The organism is Stenotrophomonas sp. NY11291, from assembly GCF_023277365.1.
Lineage (GTDB): Bacteria > Pseudomonadota > Gammaproteobacteria > Xanthomonadales > Xanthomonadaceae > Stenotrophomonas > Stenotrophomonas geniculata.
In genome coordinates, this window is record NZ_CP096975.1 from 1,017,484 (window position 1) to 1,039,511 (window position 22,028).

The 22,028-nt window shown below is 66.4% G+C and carries 12 protein-coding genes, 1 tRNA gene and 1 other RNA gene; 8 read left to right on the forward strand and 6 right to left on the reverse strand.

Annotation, left to right across the window (positions count from 1 at the left end):
* Positions 1-12: 12 nt before the first annotated feature.
* Positions 13-1,059, reverse strand: coding sequence for a glycosyltransferase family 9 protein (locus M1L61_RS04755; RefSeq protein ID WP_010483867.1), 1,047 nt, complete (start codon positions 1,057-1,059; stop codon positions 13-15).
* A 20-nt stretch (positions 1,060-1,079) separates the two neighbouring features.
* Between M1L61_RS04755 and M1L61_RS04760 the strand changes: the two genes are divergently transcribed.
* From M1L61_RS04760 to M1L61_RS04770, 3 genes are read left to right on the forward strand one after another with little or no spacing between them, the layout of a single operon-like run.
* Positions 1,080-1,829, forward strand: coding sequence for a 3-deoxy-D-manno-octulosonic acid kinase (locus M1L61_RS04760; protein WP_010483865.1), 750 nt, complete (start codon positions 1,080-1,082; stop codon positions 1,827-1,829).
* Positions 1,829-2,596, forward strand: a complete 768-nt coding sequence (locus M1L61_RS04765) for an MBL fold metallo-hydrolase (RefSeq protein WP_043398197.1) — start codon at positions 1,829-1,831, stop codon at positions 2,594-2,596. The genes M1L61_RS04760 and M1L61_RS04765 overlap by 1 nt, the downstream gene beginning before the upstream one ends.
* The gene (locus tag M1L61_RS04770; protein ID WP_019336675.1) at positions 2,593-2,982 is read left to right on the forward strand and encodes a nuclear transport factor 2 family protein; all 390 of its coding nucleotides are present in this window, start codon (positions 2,593-2,595) and stop codon (positions 2,980-2,982) included. The genes M1L61_RS04765 and M1L61_RS04770 overlap by 4 nt, the downstream gene beginning before the upstream one ends.
* 78 nt (positions 2,983-3,060) lie before the next feature.
* Here M1L61_RS04770 and ffs read toward each other — a convergent pair.
* Positions 3,061-3,157, reverse strand: an RNA gene (gene ffs / locus M1L61_RS04775) — signal recognition particle sRNA small type.
* Positions 3,158-3,457: 300 nt separating this feature from the next.
* On the opposite strand from ffs, the gene sugE reads away from it, so the two are divergent.
* Positions 3,458-3,775: a quaternary ammonium compound efflux SMR transporter SugE gene (gene sugE, locus M1L61_RS04780; RefSeq protein ID WP_010483859.1), complete on the forward strand. Its 318-nt coding sequence runs from the start codon at positions 3,458-3,460 to the stop codon at positions 3,773-3,775.
* A 357-nt stretch (positions 3,776-4,132) separates the two neighbouring features.
* Entirely contained in the window at positions 4,133-15,037 is a 10,905-nt protein-coding gene (locus M1L61_RS04785) for an autotransporter-associated beta strand repeat-containing protein (RefSeq protein WP_248854385.1), read from the forward strand.
* A 57-nt stretch (positions 15,038-15,094) separates the two neighbouring features.
* On the opposite strand, the gene M1L61_RS04790 is transcribed toward M1L61_RS04785, so the two are convergent.
* From M1L61_RS04790 to M1L61_RS04805, 4 genes are all read right to left on the reverse strand, one after another.
* On the reverse strand, positions 15,095-15,538 hold the full coding sequence (locus tag M1L61_RS04790; RefSeq protein ID WP_235651966.1) for a GNAT family N-acetyltransferase: 444 nt from the start codon (positions 15,536-15,538) through the stop codon (positions 15,095-15,097).
* Between the two features lie 75 nt (positions 15,539-15,613).
* Positions 15,614-16,723, reverse strand: coding sequence for a DUF3667 domain-containing protein (locus tag M1L61_RS04795; RefSeq protein WP_248854386.1), 1,110 nt, complete (start codon positions 16,721-16,723; stop codon positions 15,614-15,616).
* A gap of 379 nt (positions 16,724-17,102) precedes the next feature.
* A protein-coding gene (locus tag M1L61_RS04800) for an IS3 family transposase (RefSeq protein ID WP_231298559.1) occupies positions 17,103-18,226 on the reverse strand; the annotation gives its coding sequence in 2 pieces (ribosomal slippage) (positions 17,103-17,986 and positions 17,986-18,226; 1,125 coding nt in all).
* A 438-nt stretch (positions 18,227-18,664) separates the two neighbouring features.
* Positions 18,665-18,757 (reverse strand) — tRNA-Ser (locus tag M1L61_RS04805).
* Between the two features lie 144 nt (positions 18,758-18,901).
* Between M1L61_RS04805 and dnaX the strand changes: the two genes are divergently transcribed.
* The 3 genes from dnaX (at position 18,902) to recR (ending at position 21,967) form a co-directional block, all read left to right on the forward strand.
* Positions 18,902-20,959: a DNA polymerase III subunit gamma/tau gene (gene dnaX / locus M1L61_RS04810; RefSeq protein ID WP_248854387.1), complete on the forward strand. Its 2,058-nt coding sequence runs from the start codon at positions 18,902-18,904 to the stop codon at positions 20,957-20,959.
* A gap of 5 nt (positions 20,960-20,964) precedes the next feature.
* The gene (locus tag M1L61_RS04815) at positions 20,965-21,285 is read left to right on the forward strand and encodes a YbaB/EbfC family nucleoid-associated protein (RefSeq protein WP_010483846.1); all 321 of its coding nucleotides are present in this window, start codon (positions 20,965-20,967) and stop codon (positions 21,283-21,285) included.
* Positions 21,286-21,367: 82 nt separating this feature from the next.
* A complete protein-coding gene (gene recR, locus M1L61_RS04820; protein ID WP_032127775.1) occupies positions 21,368-21,967 on the forward strand; it encodes a recombination mediator RecR in 600 nt (199 codons plus the stop codon).
* Positions 21,968-22,028: the final 61 nt, after the last annotated feature.

The window sequence follows — 22,028 nt, forward strand, 5'->3', positions numbered from 1 at the left end:
GCAGCCTGCCGCTCACCCCAGGTGGTCGGCGACGTAGCGTTCGAACGCAGCGATACCGTCTTCGACAGTGATCAGTTCCATCACATCGTCGAACTCGATCTTGGTGCCCCACTTCAGATCCGCGGCCTGCTTGGCCAGGTACTTGCGCGCGGCATCATCGTAGCGGTCCACGCAGTAGCGGCGGTCGGAATAGGGACCGCTGCGGTTCGGGTTGCTGGCCGCATGCAGGCCCAGTACCTTGGCGCCCATCGCGTTGGCGATGTGCATCGGGCCCGAGTCCGGGGTCATCACCAGATTGGCGCGGGCCAGCAGTGCCGGCAGCTGCTTCAAGGTGTCCTTGCCGACCAGGTCCAGTGCCGGCGTGTGCAGCTGGGCCTGGATGGCATCGGCCATGCTGCGCTCCAGCTCGCTGCGGCCACCACACAGCACCACCCGCCAACCGCGCTGTGCGGCATGGTTGGCCACGGCTGCATAGCGGTCTGCATACCAGTTGCGGCGCACGTGGCTGGAACAGGGCGAGATCATCAGTACCGGTCGGCCATCGTCCTGCCATTGCGCGGCGGCCCACTCATACGCGGACTGCGGCACCGCCAGGTCCCAGCTGACCTCGGCCTGGCGCAGGCCAAGGGGTTCACAGAAGCTGCCGATGGCGTCCAGCACATGGATGCCGGGGCGGTCGGGGATGCGCTCGTTGATGAAGAGACCGTGCAGATCCTTCGATCGGCTGCGGTCGTAGCCGATGCGACGCTCTGCGGGAATGAAGGCCGACAGCAGGTTGGCGCGGAACGCCACCTGCATCTGCAGCAGCGCTTCAAAGCGCCCCGGTGGCAGCTGCCTGCGCAGTTCCTTGACCCCGGCCATGCCGCTTTTCTTGTCGTAGGCATGGAAGGTGACGCCAGGCAGGCCGTCGAGCAGCTTGTGGCCGGCCTTGTCGATGATCCAGTGGATCGGCGTGTCCGGACGCGCAGCCTGCAGGGTGCGCACCAGGGGCACCACGTGGGTGACATCGCCAAGTGCGGACAGGCGCAGGAGGCACAAGGAGGAGGACGCTGATGCCATGTGTTGTTAGACTCAATGAAATGGTCGCATTCGACGCCAATGAAGCGCTGACGCCATGCCGCGAGGGTCGCGGCATCGGGGCCATTCTGTTCGACCGCGAGCGGCTGCGGCAAGCCGAGATCGGCCTGTTCTCGCCCCAGCACTGGGGAAGCAGGGCCCGGCCGGTGGGTGAGGGCGGCCGTGGCAGCGCCTGGTTGGTCGATGCGCCGTTCGGCCCCAGCGTGCTGCGCCACTACCTGCGCGGTGGCCTGGCGGCGAAGATCAGCCATGACCAGTACTTCTGGCGCGGCGCGGACCGCACCCGCAGTTTCGCCGAATTCCGGCTGATGCGCGCGTTGCGCGAGAAGAAGCTGCCGGTGCCACGGCCGATCGCCGCGTTCTACATGCGCGAGGGCCTGCGCTACCGGGCCGCGATCCTGATGGAGCGGATCGAGGGTGTCCGTTCGCTGGCCGACCGTGCGCTGGTCGCTGGCCGGGGCGCACCGTGGGAGGAAACCGGGCGGCTGATCGCGCGCTTCCACCGTGCCGGCCTGGACCATGCCGACCTCAATGCGCACAACATCCTGTTCGACGGCAATGGCCATGGCTGGCTGATCGACTTCGACCGCGGGGTGATCCGCATCCCGGCGACCGCCTGGCGCGAACGCAATCTCAAGCGCCTGCTGCGCTCGCTGATCAAGCTGCGCGGCGAGCGCAGCATGGAAGACGTGCAGAAGGACTTCGCGCGGCTGCGCCGCGCCTATGACATGGCCTGGAACCGGGGCACCTGATGGACTGGTCGTTGCGTTTCCTCGGCGTCGGCAATGCGTCGGCGGTCGAGCTGGGGTCGCCGATGTCGGTGATCGAGCGGGACGGGCGTCCGTGGCTGACCATCGACTGCGGCGGTGAAGGCCTGACCGCGTTCAAGGCGCACTACGGCCACATGCCGCAGGCGTTGTTCGTCACCCATGTGCACCTGGACCACGTGGCGGGCTTCGAGCGCCTGTTCGTCGATACCTTCTTCAATGCGCACCGGCGCGGCAAGGTGCGCCTGTATGTGCCTGCCACGGTGGTGCCGCTGCTGCACAAGCGCATCGGGGATTACCCGAACGTGCTGGCCGAGGGCGGCGCCAACTTCTGGGATGCGTTCCAGCTGATCGTGGTGGGCGAGGCGTTCTGGCATGAGGGCGTGCGCCTGGAGGTGTTCCCGGTGCGCCACCATTGGCCGGAGACGGCCTATGGCCTGCGCCTGCAGGGCGCGCTGACCTGGAGCGGCGATACCCGGCCGATTCCGGAGATGCTGGCCCGTTTCGCCAACGACAACGAACTGATCGCGCACGACTGCGGCCTGCACGGCAACCCGTCGCATACCGGTGTGGACGACCTGGAGCGCGAGTACAGCGCCGAGCTGCAGTCCCGGATGATGCTCTACCACTACGCCAGCGTGGCTGACGGTGTGGCGCTGGCCGCGCGCGGCCACCGCGTCGCCCAGCCGGGGCAGTGCGTGCGGTTGGCGAGCCCGACGGCGCCGCACGTGCTGGCGCAGGATCCGCCGTGAGCGGTGTTGGCCAGCCCGCCGACGCGGCGCTGGCGGCCGAACTGGAGGCGCTGGAACGCGCGCTGCATGCGCCGCAGGTGCGGGGGGATCGCGAGTCCCTTGCGGCCCTGCTGGACGAGGATTTCAGCGAGATCGGCAGCTCCGGGCAATGCTACGGCCTTGATGCGGCGTTGCAGGAGATCCCCTTGGAGCGCGCGCAGGTGCTGATCGAATCGGAACGGTACGCGGTGTGGTTGTTGGCCGACGGTCTGGCCCAGGTGCGCTACCGCAGCCGCCATCACGTCGATGGGCAGGCGCAGCGCTGGGTGCTGCGCAGCTCGCTGTGGCGCCGGCATGGGCAACGGTGGCGCGTGGTGTTCCATCAGGGCACGCCCGAGGCGCGGTAGCACCGGGCCATGCTCGGCGCACGGCGCCAACCAAGGTTGGCATCTACCAGAGGCGGGGCGTCGCCGGAAAAGGCGATGGCCCCGCCGGCTGACCTCGGCGCCCGCGTCGATCGATACCGTTGCTGCCTTCCGGCCCTGGCGGGATTTTCGACCTAGCGTCGCGAGGGGCCGACGGGGCCACCATAGAGACGTTGGCCGCCCAGTGGGCGGCCGGTTCACCGATCAGGGGAAGCAGCGCGCGATGCGCCGGAGACCACAGCCGGACTGCACATCGGCTGGCCGATGGCAGAACGCAACTATAGCGCAGGCAGGTACATCGACGCCAGCTTCGTGCACTGAATCGGCTGTAACCCGCGTCTGCTGGCAACGCCCCGGCGCGACCGGCGTTGCTAGAATGCCGGCCAGGAGGAACGACCTCCCCCACATCGGGAATCAATGACCAGGACGGCCTGGCCCTACCAAGAGGAGGGCTGTCATGGCCTGGATCTATCTGTTGTTCGCCGGCCTGCTGGAAATCGTCTGGGCCGTGTCCATGAAGCAGTCCGAAGGCTTCACCAAGCTCACCCCCACCGTGGTCACGATCATCGGCATGATCGCCAGCTTCTGGCTGCTGGCGGTGGCCATGCGCAGCCTGCCATTGGGTACCGCCTATACGATCTGGACCGGCATCGGTGCGGTAGGCGCGTTCGTGGTCGGCATCGTGTTCCTCGGTGAGCAGGTCAGCCCGATGCGGATCGGTGCAGCGGTCTTGATCGTGTCCGGGCTGGTGCTGATGAAACTCTCCAGCAGCTGAATGCATTTAGTTGAGCGGGGAATGGATTCCCCGCGTCCTGCAGGTATATGCATTTTCGGCAAAGCCATTTTGTCCGCTCGTTTTATTTGACGCACGTCATGAAAATAACGAGCGTGATTCACATGCCGCTGGCGCCATCGGACGCACAGTGCCGCCATTCGTCATGCGAAACCGGGGAGTTTTCGCCTTGACGGACACGCCGGCGCACCTTTTCCAGGGGGCGTCGCGTGAAGATGTGAAGATTTTCAGGAGTTAATGCCGCCAGGCCTTGTTCCCGTATCGGGAGCCGGGATGGACCGCATCGTCTTCAAAAAACCTGCCCGCAGTGCCATCCGGTCTTTTCATGGAGATTTACCGATGAACCGCATTTACCGTCTGGTTTTCAATCGTGCCCTCGGCGTAATGCAGGTTGCTTCGGAGGTCGCCCAGAATCCCGGCGGAAGTGCGATTACCGCGAAGCGGCCACCGCGATTGCGGGCGCATCAGCTGGCGGTCGCACTGGCAGCCACCTTGGCCAGCGGTTCGGCGTTCGCAGCGTGCAACACCGTCGGCAACACAGTCACTTGCCCGACAGGCTCAAGCACCAACTCGCTGGCCAACAGCATCAATGGCGTAACCCTGGATATCCAGACCGGCGCCCAGCTCAGCGTGCCGCCGATCGTGGGTGGTAGTGCGGTGACCTTGAACGGCAACGGCATTACCGTGAACAACCAGGGCACGGTCGATCCCACCATCAGCGGTGGCCTGAGCCTGGCGGCGTCGGGCATGGTGCTGGGCAACGCGACGGTCGGTGGCAATGCCATCAACGTGAACAATCTTGCCGGTGGTTCGATAAACGGCCTGGTCAATATCGCCTCCCTCCTCGGTTTCGGTGGACAGGCGTTGGTGGTGCAGAACGCTGCGGGCGGCACCAGCACCGTCGTCAACAATGGCTCGGTGAGCATGTCGATCTTCGGTGCGGGTCTGTTCACCGCCGCCGATGCCCCGGCCATTCTCAGTTATGGCGGCGCGCAGACCCAGTTCACCAATACCGGCAGCATCACCGGTCGTGTCGGCTTTGCCGGGTCCGCCTCGGCGACCAACGGCAACATCTTCCTCAACGCTGGAACGATCAACGGCAGCGTGCACCTGGGCAACTCTACGGCAGGCAATACGTTCACAGCGGTGTCTGGTTCCAGCGTGAACAACGCCGGCGTGGGTATCGCCGGTACCGTGGGTAGCGTGGGTGTCAATCTGGCGGCCGCGGGCCAGGTTGATGGCGGCTCGGCGAGCAACAACAGCCTGGTGCTGCAGAACAGTCCCTCTGGCCCCGGCTCCGGCACCGGTGGTGCGCCGACCACGGTGGGCTGGAACCAGTACGTCAACTTCCAGAAGCTGACGGTCAACAGCGGCACCTGGAACCTGCAGGGTGCGTGGGCGGGTGCGGGGCCGACGACGCTCAATGATGGCCTGATCAATTTCAACAATGCCGGTTCGTTCGGCACAGGGCTGTTCACAGCCAACGGCGGTGCCATCGCCTCCTCCACGGCCGGTCTGAATCTGGCCAACGCTTTCAGCCTCGGTGGCAATCTGTCCCTGGCAGGGACCAATGCATTCGGCCTGAGTGGCGTGCTTTCAGGCGCTGGTGGGCTGACGGTCAACAACACCGGCATCGTTACTCTCGGCGGCGCAAACGTGTTCTCCGGCGGCGTCAACCTCAATGCGGGCGGCCTGCTGCTGGGCAATGCCGGTGCACTGGGCCTCGGCAACTTGACCGTAGGTGGCAGCGCCTCGCTGGATACGACGGCGGGCATCACCCTGGGCAACAACCTGGTGGTCAATGGCGGGGGCTCGCTGAACCTGCTGGGCAGCAATGCGCTGACATTGAGTGGCTCGATTTCCGGTGCCGGCAACGTGACCAAGAACGGCGCGGGCACGCTGACCTTGAATGGTGCCAATTCGCTGACCGGCAACTTCAACCTGGCCGGGGGCGCGTTGGCGCTGGGCGCGGGTGGCAGCCTGTCGTCCAACGGTGCGATCACGCTGGGCGTTGGTACCAGCCTGGATCTTTCAGCGGCGACCAACCAGACCATCGGCTCGCTGGCCGGCCTCGGCGGTTCGGTCAATCTCGGCAGCCACACGCTGACCCTCGGTGGGGTGGGCGATACCAGTTATGCCGGCACGTTCGCCGCAGGCACCGGTGGTCTGATCAAGCTGGGTACCGGCGTACAGACCCTGTCCGGTGTCAATAACCTCAGCGGCGGCGTCGCGCTCAACGGCGGTGGCCTGCTGCTGGGCAACAACGCCGCGTTGGGCAGTGGCACGCTGTCTGTCGGCGGCAATGCCACGCTGGATGGCACGACCGGGTTGGCGTTGACCAATGCCGTCGACCTCGGTGCCGGCGCCAGGCTGAATCTGCTTGGCGGGCAGGCGCTCACGTTCAACGGGGTGATCGGTGGCGCCGGCGGCTTGATCAAGGATGGTGCATCGTCACTGACCCTCAACAGCGCCAATACGTTCGGCGGTGGTCTGGCGCTCAACGCGGGCAGCCTGGTGCTGGGCAACGGCGGTGCACTGGGAGCAGGGGCACTGAACGTCGGCGGTGCGGTATCGCTCGACGCCAGCACCGGGCTTACCGTGGGCAATGGCATCACACTGGGCGCCAGTGGTTCGCTCAATGTGCTCGGCTCGAACGCGCTGACGCTGGGGGGTGTCATTGGCGGGGCCGGCAGCCTGGTCAAGAACGGCGCTGCCACGCTGACGCTGGGCGGCGCGAACACGTTCACCGGTGGGCTGGCGGTGAATGCCGGAACGGTGTCATTGACCAGTGGTGGCAGCCTGGCGGCGACCGGCGCGGTCAGCCTGGCCGGCGCGGGCAGCACACTGGATATCTCGCTGGGGGGCAACCAGACCATCGGCGCACTGTCCGGCATCGCTGGCAGCACGGTGACGTTGGGCAGCAGCACGCTGACCTTCGGTGATGCCACCAACCAGACCTTCGCCGGCGTGATCGGCGGCACCGGTGGCCTGATCAAGCAGGGCAGTGGCGTGCAGACGCTGACCGGCGCCAACACCTTCAGTGGTGGGCTGAATCTTGCGGCCGGCGGCCTGGTGCTGGGCAACGCCGGCGCGCTGGGAAGCGGTGCGCTGACGGTCAGTGGCAACGGTTCGCTGGACACCACTGCAGCACTCAACCTGGGCAATGCGATCAACCTTGGCGCGGCATTGACCCTGCCGGGCAGCCAGAACCTGACCCTGGCCGGCAACATCACCGGCACCGGCAGCCTGGTCAAGAACGGTGCGTCGCTGCTGACGTTGAACGGCAACAACACGTTCAGTGGTGGACTGAGCGCAAACGCCGGAAGTCTGCTGCTGGGCAACAACGGTGCGCTGGGTACCGGGGCGCTCAGCGTCGGCGGGAGTGTTTCGCTGGACGGCAGTGCCCCGCTGAGCCTGGTCAATGATGTCGCGCTCGGCGGTGGTGCGCTGCTGACGCTGCCGGGCACACAGGCCATTACTCTGGGCGGCGTGGTTTCCGGCGCAGGTGGCCTGGTGAAGAACGGTGCCAGCTTATTGACCCTCAACGGCGCAAATACCTTCAATGGTGGGCTGACGCTCAACGGTGGTGGCCTGCTGCTGGGCAATGCCGGTGCACTCGGCACGGGCGCACTGAATGTCGGCGCAAGCGCGACGCTGGACAGCAGTGTGGCGCTCAGCCTGGGCAATGCGGTGAATCTGGGCGGAGGCACGGTACTGAACCTGCTTGGCACGGAGAATGTAACGCTGGGCGGTGTCATCGCCGGAACCGGCGAACTGGTCAAGAACGGCGCTTCGACGCTGACCTTGAATGGTCCCAACACCTTCTCCGGTGGTGTCGGCCTCAATGCCGGTGTGCTGCGGCTGGGCAATGCCGGCGCACTGGGCACCGGCGCACTGGATGTGGGTGGCAACGCGTCGCTGGATGCCAGCGCCGCACTGAACCTGGGCAACAGCATCGGCCTGGCCGCAGGTGCCAATCTGACCGTGCTGGGCAGCAACGACCTGACGCTGGCTGGGACGGTGTTCGGCGCCGGTGGATTGATCAAGGACGGTGCGGCACGGTTGACCCTGAGCGGTGCCAACCTCTATGCCGGCGGCACCACCATCAACAACGGCACGCTGGCGCTGGGGGCCGGTGGCAGCCTGGCGGCGGGCGGCGATGTGACGCTCGGCAATGCCGGCGCGGGCTTTGACATTTCCGCGGCCGGCGGCAACCAGACCATCGCTGCGTTGAACGGCGTGGCCGGAACCGCGCTGACGCTGGGCGGCAATTCGCTGACCTTCGGCAGCAATGCCAACGCCACCTTTGATGGCGTGATCAGCGGCACTGGCGGTCTGGTCAAAACCGGTACTGGCATCCAGACGCTGTCTGGTGCCAACACCTTCAGCGGTGGCCTGGCGCTCAATGGCGGTGGGCTGGTGCTGGGCAACGCCGGTGCGCTGGGGACCGGCGCGCTCGGTGTGGGTGGCACCGTCAGCCTCGACAACACGGTGGCACTGAACCTTGCCAACGCGGTGAACTTCGGCGCCGGCACGCAGCTGACTCTGGGCGGCGGCAGTGACCTCACCCTGGGCGGCGTGCTTAGCGGCAATGGCAGCCTGATCAAGAACGGTGCAGGCCTGCTGACGCTCAGCAACACCAATACCTTCGGTGGTGGCTTGACCTTGAACGGCGGTGGCCTGGTGGTCGGCGCGAACGGCGCACTCGGTTCCGGCACGCTGGCGGTGAATGCCAGTACCACGCTGGATGCAGGCGCTGCGGTGACACTGGGCAATGCAGTCACGTTGGGCTCGGGCGTTGCACTGACGTTGCCGGGCAGCAACGCGCTGACGCTGTCGGGTGTGATCGGCGGCAATGGCAGCCTGATCAAGAATGGTGCTACCACGCTGACGCTGTCCGGTGCCAATACCTACTCCGGCGGTACCACCATCAACGCCGGTACGCTGGCGCTGGGCATGGGCGGCAGTCTTGCCGCAGCGGGTGATATCACGCTGGGCGCAGGTGCTGGCTTCGATATCTCCGGTGCCGGCAGCAGCCAGACCATCGGCGCGCTCAACGGTGCGGGCGGAAGCACGCTGACACTGGGCGGCAATTCGTTGACCTTCGGCACGACCGGCAATGCCGCGTTCGACGGCGTGATCAGTGGCGGTGGCGGTCTGATCAAGGTGGGCGCGGGCGTACAGACGTTGTCCGGCGCCAACACCTTTAGCGGCGGCGTGACACTCAACGCAGGCGGGCTGGTCCTGGGCAATGACGCGGCGCTGGGTACCGGTGCATTGACCGTCGGCGGTGCCGCCACGCTGGATACAACCGGCTTGGCAACGCTGGCCAACAACATCGCGCTCAATGCCGGGTTGACCGTGCTCGGCAGCAATGCGCTGACGCTCAACGGTGTTCTTTCCGGGGCCGGCAGCCTGACCAAGAATGGCGGCGCAACGCTGACCTTGAATGGCATCAACACGTATACCGGTGGTACCAACATCAACGCCGGCACGCTGGCGCTGGGGGCCGGTGCCAGCCTGTCAGCGAGCGGTACTGTGAACCTCGCCACAGGCGCCACGCTGGATCTGTCTGCCGGCAGCGGCACGCAGCAGTTCGGCACGCTGGTCGGCAACGGCACGGTGAACCTCGGCGCCAACTCGATCGAAGTTGGCGGCGCCACCAATGGCACCTTCAGTGGTTCGATCGCAGGCACGGGTGGGCTGACCAAGGTGGGGGCAGGCATCGAGACGTTGACCGGTGCCAACACCTACACCGGCGGCACCTTCATCAACGCCGGCACGCTGGCGATTGGTCCGGGCGGCAGCCTGGCCGCGACCGGCGCGGTGACGCTGAGCGCTGCAGGCACCGGCTTCGATATCTCCACCGCAGGGGCCAACCAGACCATCGGGTCGTTGAACGGCGTGGCCGGCTCGACGGTGAGCCTGGGGGCACAGACACTGACACTCGATGGTGTGGGCAACAGCCTCTTCGATGGCGCGATTTCCGGCACCGGTGGCCTGGTCAAGAATGGCGCCGGCATCCTCACGCTGGGCGGCGCCAATCTGTTCAGTGGTGGCGTTGCACTCAACGGCGGTGGACTGGTGGTCGGCAACAACGCTGCGCTCGGCAGCGGTGCGTTGACGGTCGGAAGCAACGCGACACTGGATGCATCGACCGGCGTCAACCTGGCCAACAACATCAACCTCGCTTCGGGTGCCAATCTCGACCTGCTCGGCAGCCAAGCGCTGACACTGGGCGGTGTGATTTCCGGCACGGGCGGGCTGATCAAGGACGGTGCGGCCACCGTAACCCTGAGCGGTGCCAACACCTACACCGGGGGTACCACCATCAACAGTGGCACGCTCGCGATCGGTGCCGGTGGCAGCCTCGCCGCAACCGGCGCGGTGAACCTGGCCGGCACCGGCACGCTCGACATCTCGGCGGGCAACCAGGCCATCGGTTCGCTGGCCGGCGTGGCCGGCAGCACGGTGGCACTGGGCGGCAGCACGCTGACCCTGGGTGGTACCGTGGACAGCACTTTCAACGGTGCGATCAGCGGCAATGGCGGCCTGATCAAGAACGGCGCAGGCGTGCAGACGCTCAATGGCGCCAGCACCTTCAGCGGTGGCGTGGCGCTCAACGCAGGTGGCCTGGTGGTCGGCAACAACGCTGCGCTGGGCACCGGTGCGGTGACGGTTGGAGGCGCGGCTACGCTCGATTCGAACACCGCGGTGACGCTGGCCAACAACTTCATCCTCAACAACGGATTGACCGTACTCGGCAGCAACAACCTCACCCTCAACGGCAACCTGAGTGGTGCCGGCAGCCTGACCAAGGAGGGAGCAGCGACGCTGACCTTGAACGGCACCAATACCTATACCGGTGGCACCAACATCAACGCCGGTACGTTGGCACTGGGCGCCGGCGCGAGCCTGCACGCCAGTGGCATCGTCAACCTGGCCTCGGGTGCGACCTTCGATCTGTCGGCGGGTAGCGGCACGCAGCAGTTCGGTACCCTGATCGGCAGCGGTACGGTGAATCTGGGCGCCAACACGCTGACGATCGGAGGCGCCACCAATGGCACCTTCAGTGGTTCGGTGGCGGGCTCCGGTGGCCTGGTCAAGGAAGGTTCGGGCACCCAGACGTTGACCGGCACCAATACCTTCACCGGTGGCACCACCATCAACGCTGGTACGCTGGCGATCGGCGCCGGTGGCAGCCTGGCTGCCACGGGTGCGGTGAATCTGGCCAACGCCGGTACCGCCTTTGACATCAGCGCGGGTGGCCCGCAGGCCATCGGCTCGCTGGCAGGCGTGGCCGGCAGCACCGTGGCGCTGGGTGGCAGCACGCTGACACTCAATGGCGTGGGCAACACTACGTTCACTGGTGACATCACCGGCACCGGCGGCCTGGTGAAGAACGGCGCTGGCATCCAGGGCCTGACCGGCAGCAATAGCTTCAGTGGCGGCGTGGCACTCAACGCCGGTGGCCTTGCCTTGGGCAACAACGGTGCACTGGGAACCGGCACGCTGACCGTGGGCGGCAATGCCAGCCTGGACGGCACCACCGCGCTGACCCTGGCCAACACCGTGCAGCTGGCCAGCGGCACGCTGACCCTGGCCGGCAGCAACGCGCTGACCTTGAACGGCCCGATCAGCGGTGCTGGCGGCCTGCTGAAGGATGGCGCAGCAACGGTCACCCTGGGCGGTGCCAGCACCTATACCGGTACCACCACCCTCAACAGCGGCACGCTGGCGGTGGCGGCTGGTGGCAGCCTGTCCGGTGCCAGCACGGTGAACCTGGCCGGCGCCGGCACGTTGGACATCAGTGCCGGTGGCAGCCAGAGCATCGGAGGCCTGGCCGGCGTGACCGGATCCAGCGTGGTGCTGGGGGGGGCGACCCTGACCACCGGCGGCAACAACGGCAGCACCACCTTCGGCGGTGTGCTCAGTGGCACCGGCGGTCTGGTGCAGAGCGGTACCGGCACGCTGACCCTGAGCGGCGACAACGTCTATACCGGTGGCACCACCATCAACGGTGGTAGCACGCTGCAGATCGGCAACGGCGGCAGCACCGGTTCGGTGCTGGGCGACATCACCAACAATGGCAGCCTGGTCTACAACCTCGGTACCACGGCAACCGTGGGCGGCGTGGTCAGCGGCAGCGGCGGCCTCACCCAGGCTGGCAGCGGCACACTGGTGTTGACCGGCAACAACACCTACACCGGCGGTACCACCATCAATGCCGGTGGCACGCTGCAGGTCGGCAATGGCGGTGCGACCGGTGCGATCGTCGGTGACATCACCAACAACGGTGTGCTGGTGTCCAACGTGGCCGGCAACACCACGTTGGGCGGCACCATCAGCGGCGCCGGTGGCCTGACCCAGGCCGGCAGCGGCACGCTGACCCTGACCGGCAACAACACCTATACCGGCGGCACCACCATCAATACCGGTGGCACGCTGCAGGTCGGCCATGGCGGTGCGACCGGCGCGATCACCGGCAACGTCGCCAACAACGGCAGCCTGGTGTTCAATGTCGGTGGCAACACCACGGTCCGCGGTGCGATCAGTGGCACTGGCGCGCTGACCCAGGCCGGAGCTGGCGTGCTGACCCTGGTCGGCAACAACAGCTACACCGGCGGCACCACCATCAATGCGGGTGGCACGCTGCAGGTCGGCAACGGCGGCGCCACAGGTTCGATTGCCGGTGACATCACCAACAATGGTGCGTTGATTTCCAACGTGGCCGGCAATACCGCGCTGGGCGGCACCATCAGCGGTACGGGTGGCCTGACCCAAGCGGGCAGTGGGTCGCTGGTGCTGACCGGCACCAACACCTACACCGGCGGTACCACCATCAATGCCGGTGGCACGCTGCAGCTTGGCAACGGCGGTGCGACCGGCTCGATCGTGGGCGACGTCACCAACAACGGCACGCTGGTGTCCAACGTGGCGGGCAACACCACGCTGGGCGGCACCATCAGCGGCAGCGGCGGCCTGACCCAGGCCGGCAGCGGCACGCTGACCGTGACCGGCAACAACACCTATACCGGCCCGACCACCATCACTGCCGGTGGCACCCTGCAGGTGGGCAATGGCGGCGCGACCGGCGCGATTGGCGGCAGCGTCACCAACAACGGCAGCCTGGTGTTCAACGTGGGTGGCAACACCACCGTCGGCGGCGCCATCAGCGGCAGCGGTGGCCTGATCCAGGCCGGCACCGGCACGCTGATTCTGGGCGGCAACAACACCTATACCGGCGGCACCACCATCAGCACCGGCGGCACGCTGCAGGTTGGCAACGGCGGCGCGAGCGGATCGATTGCCGGCAACGTCAGCAACAACGGCAGCCTGGTGTTCAACGTAGGTGGCAACACCACCGTTGGCGGCACCATCAGTGGCAGCGGTGGCCTGACCCAGGCCGGCAACGGCACCATCACGCTGACCGGCAACAACACCTACACCGGCGGCACCACCATCAATGCAGGTGGCACGGTGCAGGTCGGCAACGGCGGGGCCAGCGGTTCGGTCACCGGCAACATCACCAACAACGGTGGCCTGATCATCAACACCGGTGGCACCACCACGCTGGGCGGCACCATCAGTGGTGGTGGCAGCATCGTGCAGGCCGGCCCGGGGGGCCTGAACCTGGGCGGCAACAGCGGTGGCTTCAGCGGTACCGGCCAGGTCACCGGCGGTGGCCTGAATGTCACCGGCAACATCGGCGGCCAGTGGACCATCGGCAGCGGCACCACGCTGTCCGGCACCGGCACCATCGGTGGCGCCGGCGGTGGCGTGACGGTGTCCAGCGGCGGCGTGCTGTCGCCGGGCAATGGTCCGGGCAACGGCAGCGGTGCGGGCAATGGCACCGGCACGATCACGGTGGGGGGCAACCTGACCCTGTCGCCGGGCAGCACGCTGGGCATCGATCTGGGTGCCACCGGCAGCGACACGGTGCAGGTGGGCGGCAGTGCCAACGTGGCTGGGAGCACCGTGCAGGTGAACACCATCTCGCCGAGCACCAGCTACCAGCAGGGCCAGCAGTACACCGTGGTCAACGCGGGCGGTGGGGTGAGCGGGCAGTTCGCCTCGGCGACCACGCCGTCGGCCTTCCTGACCATCACCCCGGTCTACACCGCGAACACGGCCAACCTGCGGATCGACGTGGCGCAGACCGCGGCATTCACCACGGCGGCGAAGACGCGCAACCAGTACAACACCGCCGCAGCGCTGGACAGCCTGCCGCAGAGTGGTTCGGCACTGGGCCTGTACAACATGCTGCTGATGTATGACGCGGGTACCGCGCGCGCTGCCTTCGACCAGCTGTCCGGTGAAGTGCATGCGGCCAGCCGCGCGGTGCTGCTGTACGACAATTACCTGGAAGAGGGTATCCGCCAGCGCCTGGGCAGTGAGCTGCCGACCGTGCGTGGTGAACGTGCTTCGGCGTGGCTGGCCGGCAGTGGCAAGGTGTTCCGCCAGGACGGTGACGGCAACGGAGATGACATCCGCTCCAACCGCAATGCGCTGATGGCGGGCGTGGACTGGCAGCTGGGCGAGCACGTGGTGCTGGGTGCGGCCGCAGGCAACGAGCGGCTGGATACGCGCCTGTACGATCGCAGCTCGCGGGCCCGCCTGCGCGGCAACACGTTCGGCCTGTATGCACAGGGCCAGTGGAACAACGGCTTCGCGGTGGGTGGCAGCGTATCGCGCGGCGACTACCGTACGCGCACCACGCGTGAGGTGCCGCTGCTGGGCCAGACCTTGTACAGCCGCCAGGACTCGGATGTGACCATCGCGCAGGTGGAGGGCAGCTGGACCTGGACCCATGGCAAGACCCAGTTGCAGCCGTACGTGCAGTTCACCAAGCACTGGGTCGACAGCGATCGCGCAGTAGAGCAGGGTGGCACTGCTGCACTGGAGCTGGAAGGCGGCAAGGACACGCTCAATGTCAGCACCGTGGGCGTGCGTGGACGTTGGGATGTGGGCAGCGGCGAGCGCTTCCCGGCACAGCTGACGGTCGGCCTCGGCTGGCAGCACGCCTCGGGTGACACCGATGTGGCCAGCCGCAACCGCTTCGCCGTCGGTGGCAACGCGTTCGACGTCTACAGCGCGGTGATGGCACGCAATGCGCTGGTCAGTCAGGTCGGCGTGGCGGTTGGGCTCGGCCGCAACAGCCAGCTGTCGATGTTCGTGCAGGGCCAGCACGGCGATGGCCGCCGTGATGTTGGCGGGCAGATCAACCTGCGCGTAGGCTTCTGAGGGGAGCGGGCCAGCGGTAGATCCACGCACTGCGTGGATGGGGCCGGGGCGGGAGCGCTAGAGCTCCCGCTCCATTTCCACGGCGTCGATCCCGGCGCCGTGGCCATCGGGCACGATCCGCGTCACGTGGAAGCCCAGCCCGGCATAGAAGCCCTGGGTGTGCTGGCTGGTACTGAGCGCGATGCGCTTGATCGAGGGATCCGCTTCAGCCTGGCGCAGGCGTGCCAGTGCCAGTTCGCGGCCCAGCCCCTGCCGGTGCAGCGCGCGCTGGACCATCCCCCAGCAGAAACCGGCACTGCCGTCGCCGCGTCGCGACAGGCCGCCACAGGCCACGATGCTGCCATCGCGCTCGATGACCTGGAATGCACAGTCCGTGGCCTGTTCGCGCAGGAAGCGTTCAAAGTCACTGCGCTCTTCGGGCGCGAAGTAGGTGGGTACGTTGCTGTCGAAAATCGACAGGCAGGCGCTGGCATCGGTGGGGCGGTAGAGGCGGAGGTTCATGGGCCCACGATAAACGATCGCCAGTAGATCCACGCCATGCGCGGATTCATGGACCGGATGCCGTGCGTGTATCCCTCAGGCCGAGATTCCCGCCAGCACCGCATACATCACCACGAAGCTCACCAGGAACAGGTAGACGCCGCCGATGGCCAGGTAGCGCAGCACGGTCAGCGCCTTGTTGCCGCCGTACACGCGTTGCTGCATCCACAGCAGATAGACCGGTACTGCCAGCCACAACAGTGCATACAGCCATTGGCTGACGGCGGCGAATGCGGGTGATGCGAGCGCGCTGCTGATGCCGGCGATGAGGAAGGTTGCCAGCAGCACCATCATCAGCCAGCAATGGCTGTACAGCGCCACCACCAGGTGTTCCAGATAGCCCATCGCCCGCGGAATGTAGGCGACGCGCAGTACCAGTGCGAACACCGGCATCAGGAAGAACAGGGCGCCGGGCAATGCGGTCAGGATCGCCTGCATGTACAGATCGGTCTTGCCCCCCATGCGCTGGATGTTGGCGTTGCCGTTGTGCAGGCGCTTGTTGAGCCAGTTGTTGGCGAACCGGGGCCAGCCGGCCATCACGATGGGGTTGGTGTCAGCGTCCCACGGTTTGCCGTTGACGGTGTGGTTGAAGAAAGTGCCGTTTTCCGTCGTGGCGGCCTCCTTGCCGGCACCGGTGAGCTCGGCTTTGCGCTGCGCGGCTGCGGCATTCACTGCAGCCCTGGCCATGGCGAAGCCGGCGTTGCCGGTGCCGGGTGAGTTGGCCTGTTGTTGGTCGATCAACGCCAGCTGCGCCGCGCGGGCGGCTTCGACCTGCTCCACTGTCGTGGTCTTGGCGTACACAGAGTTGGTGCCACCGCCGATGCTGAAATCGTCGACGTGCACGAAGAGCTTGCCGACGAAGAACGTAAACAGGGTGAGGATGACGAACAGCCGCAGGGGCTGCACGTATCCGACCCGGCGGCCCTTGAGGTAGTTCAGCGCGATGCGGCCCGGCACCCAGAGATCGCGCAGCGTGCGGAAGATACGCCCATCGAGATGCCAGAAGGATTCGAACACTTGTTCGATGGCATGACCCACATGCTTGAGCGGGTTGTGCGCCGATTGCCCGCAGCGATGGCAGTAGTGGCCGTGCAGGGCGGTGTCGCAGTTTTCGCAGGCGGCGTGAGCGCTGTCGATCGAGCTCATGGGCAATGGGCCAAGCGTCGGTTGAAGGCGCCTACGATGGCGAATTTTCAGGATTCGTTCAGGTTTGTTTTGGGGTGCTATCGAGCGTGCGTAAGGCGATCAAACGCATCCACGCATGGCGTGGATCTACCGACGTCTCTGGAGGAACAAGCCCCTCTGTTGAGGGGCTGCCCCGGCAGGGGCGGGGAGAGGCAGGCAAAGGGAGGGGCCCAAACGTTGCGCAGCAACGATGGGGCGAAGCGCGCGCAGCGCACTTCGCGTCCCGCGCCAGCTTGTTTGAGGAGCATGTGGGGAAGCAGGGGGGGCGCGCGAAGAGCATCCACGCATGGCGTGGATCTACTGTGGTGGTCAAGTATTTTTGGACACTCCCAAAGGGAGTTCAGGCCACCTGCTCTTCACAAAGCGCAGGTGGCACAAGGCCGTTGGCACTGTGCGGCCGACGGTGGTTGTACCAGTCCACGAATTGCTCGATGTCTGCTGCAGCCTCCTGTCGAGTGGGGTATTTGGAGTAAAGCCATTCCCCTTTGAGGGTGGCGAAAACCCGTTCCACCACCGCGTTGTCCCAGCAGTTGCCCTTCCTGCTCATGCTTTGGGTGATGCCGTTGTCACGCAGAATTTCGGCCATGGCATGGCTGGTGTACTGCCGACCTTGATCCGAGTGGAAAAGTAGTCGCCCGTTGGGACGACGCTGTTTCAGAGCCCCACGCAGGGCTCTGACGGCCAGCCAGGCATCCCCTTCGTGAGAGTGGGCCCAGCCCACGATCCGTCGGGCAAACAGATCCACCACGATGGCCAGATAGAGCCAGCCTTGCTGGGTCGGGATGTAGGTGATATCCCCTGCCCAGACTTGGTCGGGTGCCTCCGGGTTGAATTGGCGTTCCAACACGTTGGGCGCGGTCAGTGCCTGCGGCCCCAGACTGTGGTACTTGTGCCGCCGGTGCTGCCGCGCCCTGACGCCGGCCCGGCGCATCAGCGTCCGGGCGCGGTAGCGACCCACTGGCAGGCCGCGATTGGTCAGCTCCCTGGCCATCTTGCGAGAGCCACAGCTCCCCCGGTGGGACTGATGAATGCGACGAACCAGATCAACCTGGGCCAGCAGTTCCCGGTCAATCCGGGGCTCCCGGTGCAGCCAGGCGTAGTAGCTGCTACGGGGATAGTCCATCAACTGACACACCAACCGGATCGGAGCGACCTTCCCCAATTCCTGGATCACCTGTTCCGGTGATCGCTGTCCCGAATGAAGAAGGCGATGGATTTTTTTAGTAGGTCGCGCTCCTCCTTGAGCCTGCGATTCTGGGCCTCCAGCTCGGCGATTCTGACCTGGGCATCTACGGGCGGTGCCTCGGCCTGCGGGTCATGTTTTCGACGCCATTGCTCGATCCAGCGCCTCAGCGCCGTCGGGCCGACATCCATCAGCTGGCAGACGTCCCTGACTGTCTGCCCCTCCACAACCACAAGGCGAACCGCCTCGTCCCTCATGCCCTGAGTGATCTGCTTTGCCATGGGTCTACCTCGATGCTTGAAATTGATCCTATCGAGTGTCCAAGTTGATTAGACCACCACAACCGACGTCTCTGGAGGAACAAGCCCCTCTGTTGAGGGGCTGCCCCGGCAGGGGCGGGGAGAGGCAGGCAAAGGGAGGGGCCCAAACGTTGCGCAGCAACGATTGGGGCGAAGCGCGCGCAGCGCACTTCGCGTCCCGCGCCAGATAACTGAAAAAGGCTGCCCTTTCAGGCAGCCTTTTTCAGTTATCTGGCGGAGAGAGGGGGATTGTCGGGTGCATCCATGCACCCGATCCCGGCGCGCTGCGCACCGGGACCCGCCTGCGGCGGTCCGGTTCTGCTCCTGCAGAACCGTCGAACCCCGGCGGGGCTTCTCTCGCCCGATGCTCCCCGCCAGACAAATAAAAAAGCCGCCCACTGGGCGGCTTCTTCATTTATCTGGCGGAGAGAGGGGGATTCGAACCCCCGAAGCGCGGTTTAGACGCTTACACACTTTCCAGGCGTGCTCCTTCAACCACTCGGACACCTCTCCGGATCCCTGCCATCGGCAAACGCCTCAGCAGGGGCGCAGATTCTAGCGGGCTGCGCGGCACTTCACAAGCACCCCAGCCAGGAACCTGCGAAGGACGTGCCGGAGGCGAGGGGGCTGGACAGGCATGGCACAATGGAACATCCGATGGAAAACGGTGGCCTGATGTCCTACCTCGTCCTTGCCCGCAAGTGGCGTCCGAAGCGTTTTGCCGAGCTGGTGGGCCAGGAACACGTGGTCCGTGCGCTCAGCAACGCGCTGGACAGCGGCCGGGTCCACCACGCGTTCCTGTTCACCGGCACCCGCGGCGTGGGCAAGACCACCATCGCGCGCATCTTCGCCAAGTCGCTGAACTGCGAGCAGGGCACCAGCGCCGACCCGTGCGGCCAGTGCGCGGCCTGCCTGGACATCGACGCCGGCCGCTACATCGACCTGCTGGAAATCGACGCCGCGTCCAACACCGGTGTGGATGACGTGCGTGAGGTGATCGAGAACGCGCAGTACATGCCCTCGCGTGGCAAGTACAAGGTCTACCTGATCGACGAAGTGCACATGCTGTCCAAGGCGGCGTTCAACGCGCTGCTGAAGACGCTGGAAGAACCGCCGGAGCACGTGAAGTTCCTGCTGGCCACCACCGACCCGCAGAAGCTGCCGGTCACCGTGCTGAGCCGCTGCCTGCAATTCAACCTCAAGCGCCTGGACGAGGATCAGATCCAGGGCCAGATGACGCGCATCCTGGCGGCAGAAGAGATCGAGGCCGACGGCAGTGCCATCGTGCAGCTGGCCAAGGCCGCTGACGGTAGCCTGCGCGACGGCCTGTCGCTGCTTGATCAGGCGATCGCCTATGCCGGCGGCGCGCTGCGCGAGGACGTGGTGCGCACCATGCTGGGCACGGTCGACCGCACCCAGGTGGCGGCGATGCTCGATGCGCTGGCCGAGGGCGATGGTCCGCGCCTGCTGCAGGTGGTGGCTGCGCTGGCCGAATTCTCGCCGGACTGGAGTGGCGTGCTGGAAGCATTGGCCGAAGGCCTGCATCGCATCCAGGTGCAGCAGCTGGTACCGGGTGCCGCAGCGGCCGCTGAAGGCCTGGACGCGACGGTGTTCGCCGAACGCCTGCGCCCGGAAGTGGTGCAGCTCTGGTACCAGATGGCCTTGAACGGCCGTCGTGACCTGCCGCTGGCGCCGAGCCCGCGCGCGGGATTTGAAATGGCCGTGCTTCGCATGCTGGCGTTCCGACCGGCCGCAGCGGTACCGCCGGTGCCGAAGGCCGTCGACGGTGCGGTGGGTGGCACGCCGGGCGGTAAAGCCGCCGGTGGTGGCACCGGTGCCGGTAGCCACGAAGCGACGCCGGCCGCTGCCGCCGCTTCGGCCAGCCCGGCCGTGGTGGCGCAGGTGGCCGCTCCGGCGCAGGCCGCGCCGCGCGAACCTGAACCCGAACCGGAGCCGGTCCCGCAACCCGACCCTGAGCCGACGCCGGAGCCCGAGCCGGTTCCGGTGGAGGAGCCGGTGTCACCGCCGCCGGTGAAGGCCGAAGCCGTGGCGCCTCCGTCTGTTGAAGCAGAAGCGGGCGACGACCTGCCGCCGTGGGCCACCGACGAAGCCGAGGCGCGTGACGAGGCGCTGGCGGCCGAGATGGCTGGGCCGGACGCCGCCATGGTGGCGCCCTGGCATGAACCGACGGCTCCCGTCGCGGCTCCCGGCGAGCCTGCGCCGTCCGAGCGCCCGTTCCGCACTGAAGGCATTGCCATCGCGCCGGCCGAGCCCGCGCCAGTGCAGGGGACCGCGCCGCTGGAAGGTGTCAGCGACCTGGCCAGCGCCGAGGACTGGCTGGATCTGGTTGCCAACAGTGGCCTGAGCGGCCCGTCGCGGCAGCTGGCGGCCAACGCTGCCTTCATCAGTTGCCAGCACGGGACCTTGAAACTGGGCCTTTCGCCCGGATTTGAGTACCTGCGCTCGGAGCGTGCGCTGGCGGCCCTGGGCGAGATGCTGGAGAAAGCCCTTGGCCAGGCCCCGAAGATCGTGGTCGAGACCGTGGAAATCGAGCACGTTCCGGCCGAGACCCTGCATCAGCGTGCCGACCGTCAGCGTAGTGAGCGGCAGCAGGTGGCAGAGGCTGTTTTCATGGACGATCCGGAAGTGCAGGTGCTGATCCAACAGCACGGCGCCCGGGTTGTTTCCGATTCCATCCGTTCTTTTGACGAGTAGAGACTATGCGCGGCAACATCGCCCAACTGATGCAGCAGGCCCAGAAGATGCAGGAAAACCTGCAGAAGGCCCAGGAAGAAATCGCCAGGATCGAAGTGACCGGCAGCGCCGGTGGCGGCATGGTCAGCGTGACCCTGACCGGTGCCAAGGAATGCCGCAAGGTGCGCATCGATCCGTCGCTGGCCAGCGACCCGGAGATGCTGGAAGACCTGATCGCCGCCGCCTTCAACGATGCCTCGAACAAGATCGATGCCGAGTCGAAGTCGAAGATGGGGTCGGCCACCGCTGGCATGCAGCTGCCGCCGGGCATGAAGCTGCCGTTCTGATTTTCAGCGTGGCACCCGTGTAACCGGGTGCCACGGACCCTGTAGCCGTCGAGCCTGCTCGACGCAATGAAAGCCTGTCGCCGTGTCCGCACCCCTGCTTGAACAATTGATCGACGCGTTGCGGGTGCTGCCGGGCGTCGGCCAGAAGACTGCGCAGCGCATGGCCTACCACCTGCTCGAGCGTGAGCGCGAAGGTGGCCAGCGCCTGGCCGAAACCCTGGCGCTGGCGGTGGAACGCATCGGCCACTGCGCGCAGTGCCGCGATTTCAGCGAAACCGAGCTGTGCCCGACCTGTGCCAACAGCAGCCGCGAGCGCAGCCAGCTGTGTGTGGTCGAATCGCCGGCCGACCGCCTGGCCATCGAAAACGCCACCGGCTTCCGCGGTGTCTACTTCGTGCTGCAGGGCCGCCTATCGCCGCTTGATGGCATCGGCCCGCGCGAGCTGGGCCTGGAGCAGCTGGAGCGACGGCTGGCCGAAGGCGAGGTGCAGGAGCTGATCATCGCCACCAGCGCCACTGTCGAGGGCGAGGCCACCGCGCATTACCTGGCGCAGCTGGCGCGCGCACGCAAGGTGCAGCCCAGCCGTCTGGCGCAGGGCCTGCCGCTGGGCGGCGAACTGGAATACGTCGATCGTGGCACGCTGTCGCACGCGTTCGGGACGCGCAGCGAATTCCGCGATTGAGCAACGGCCGGCATGGCCGGGCGTGAGCGGCCTACAATGCGGGAGACATCCCCGCCGAGGC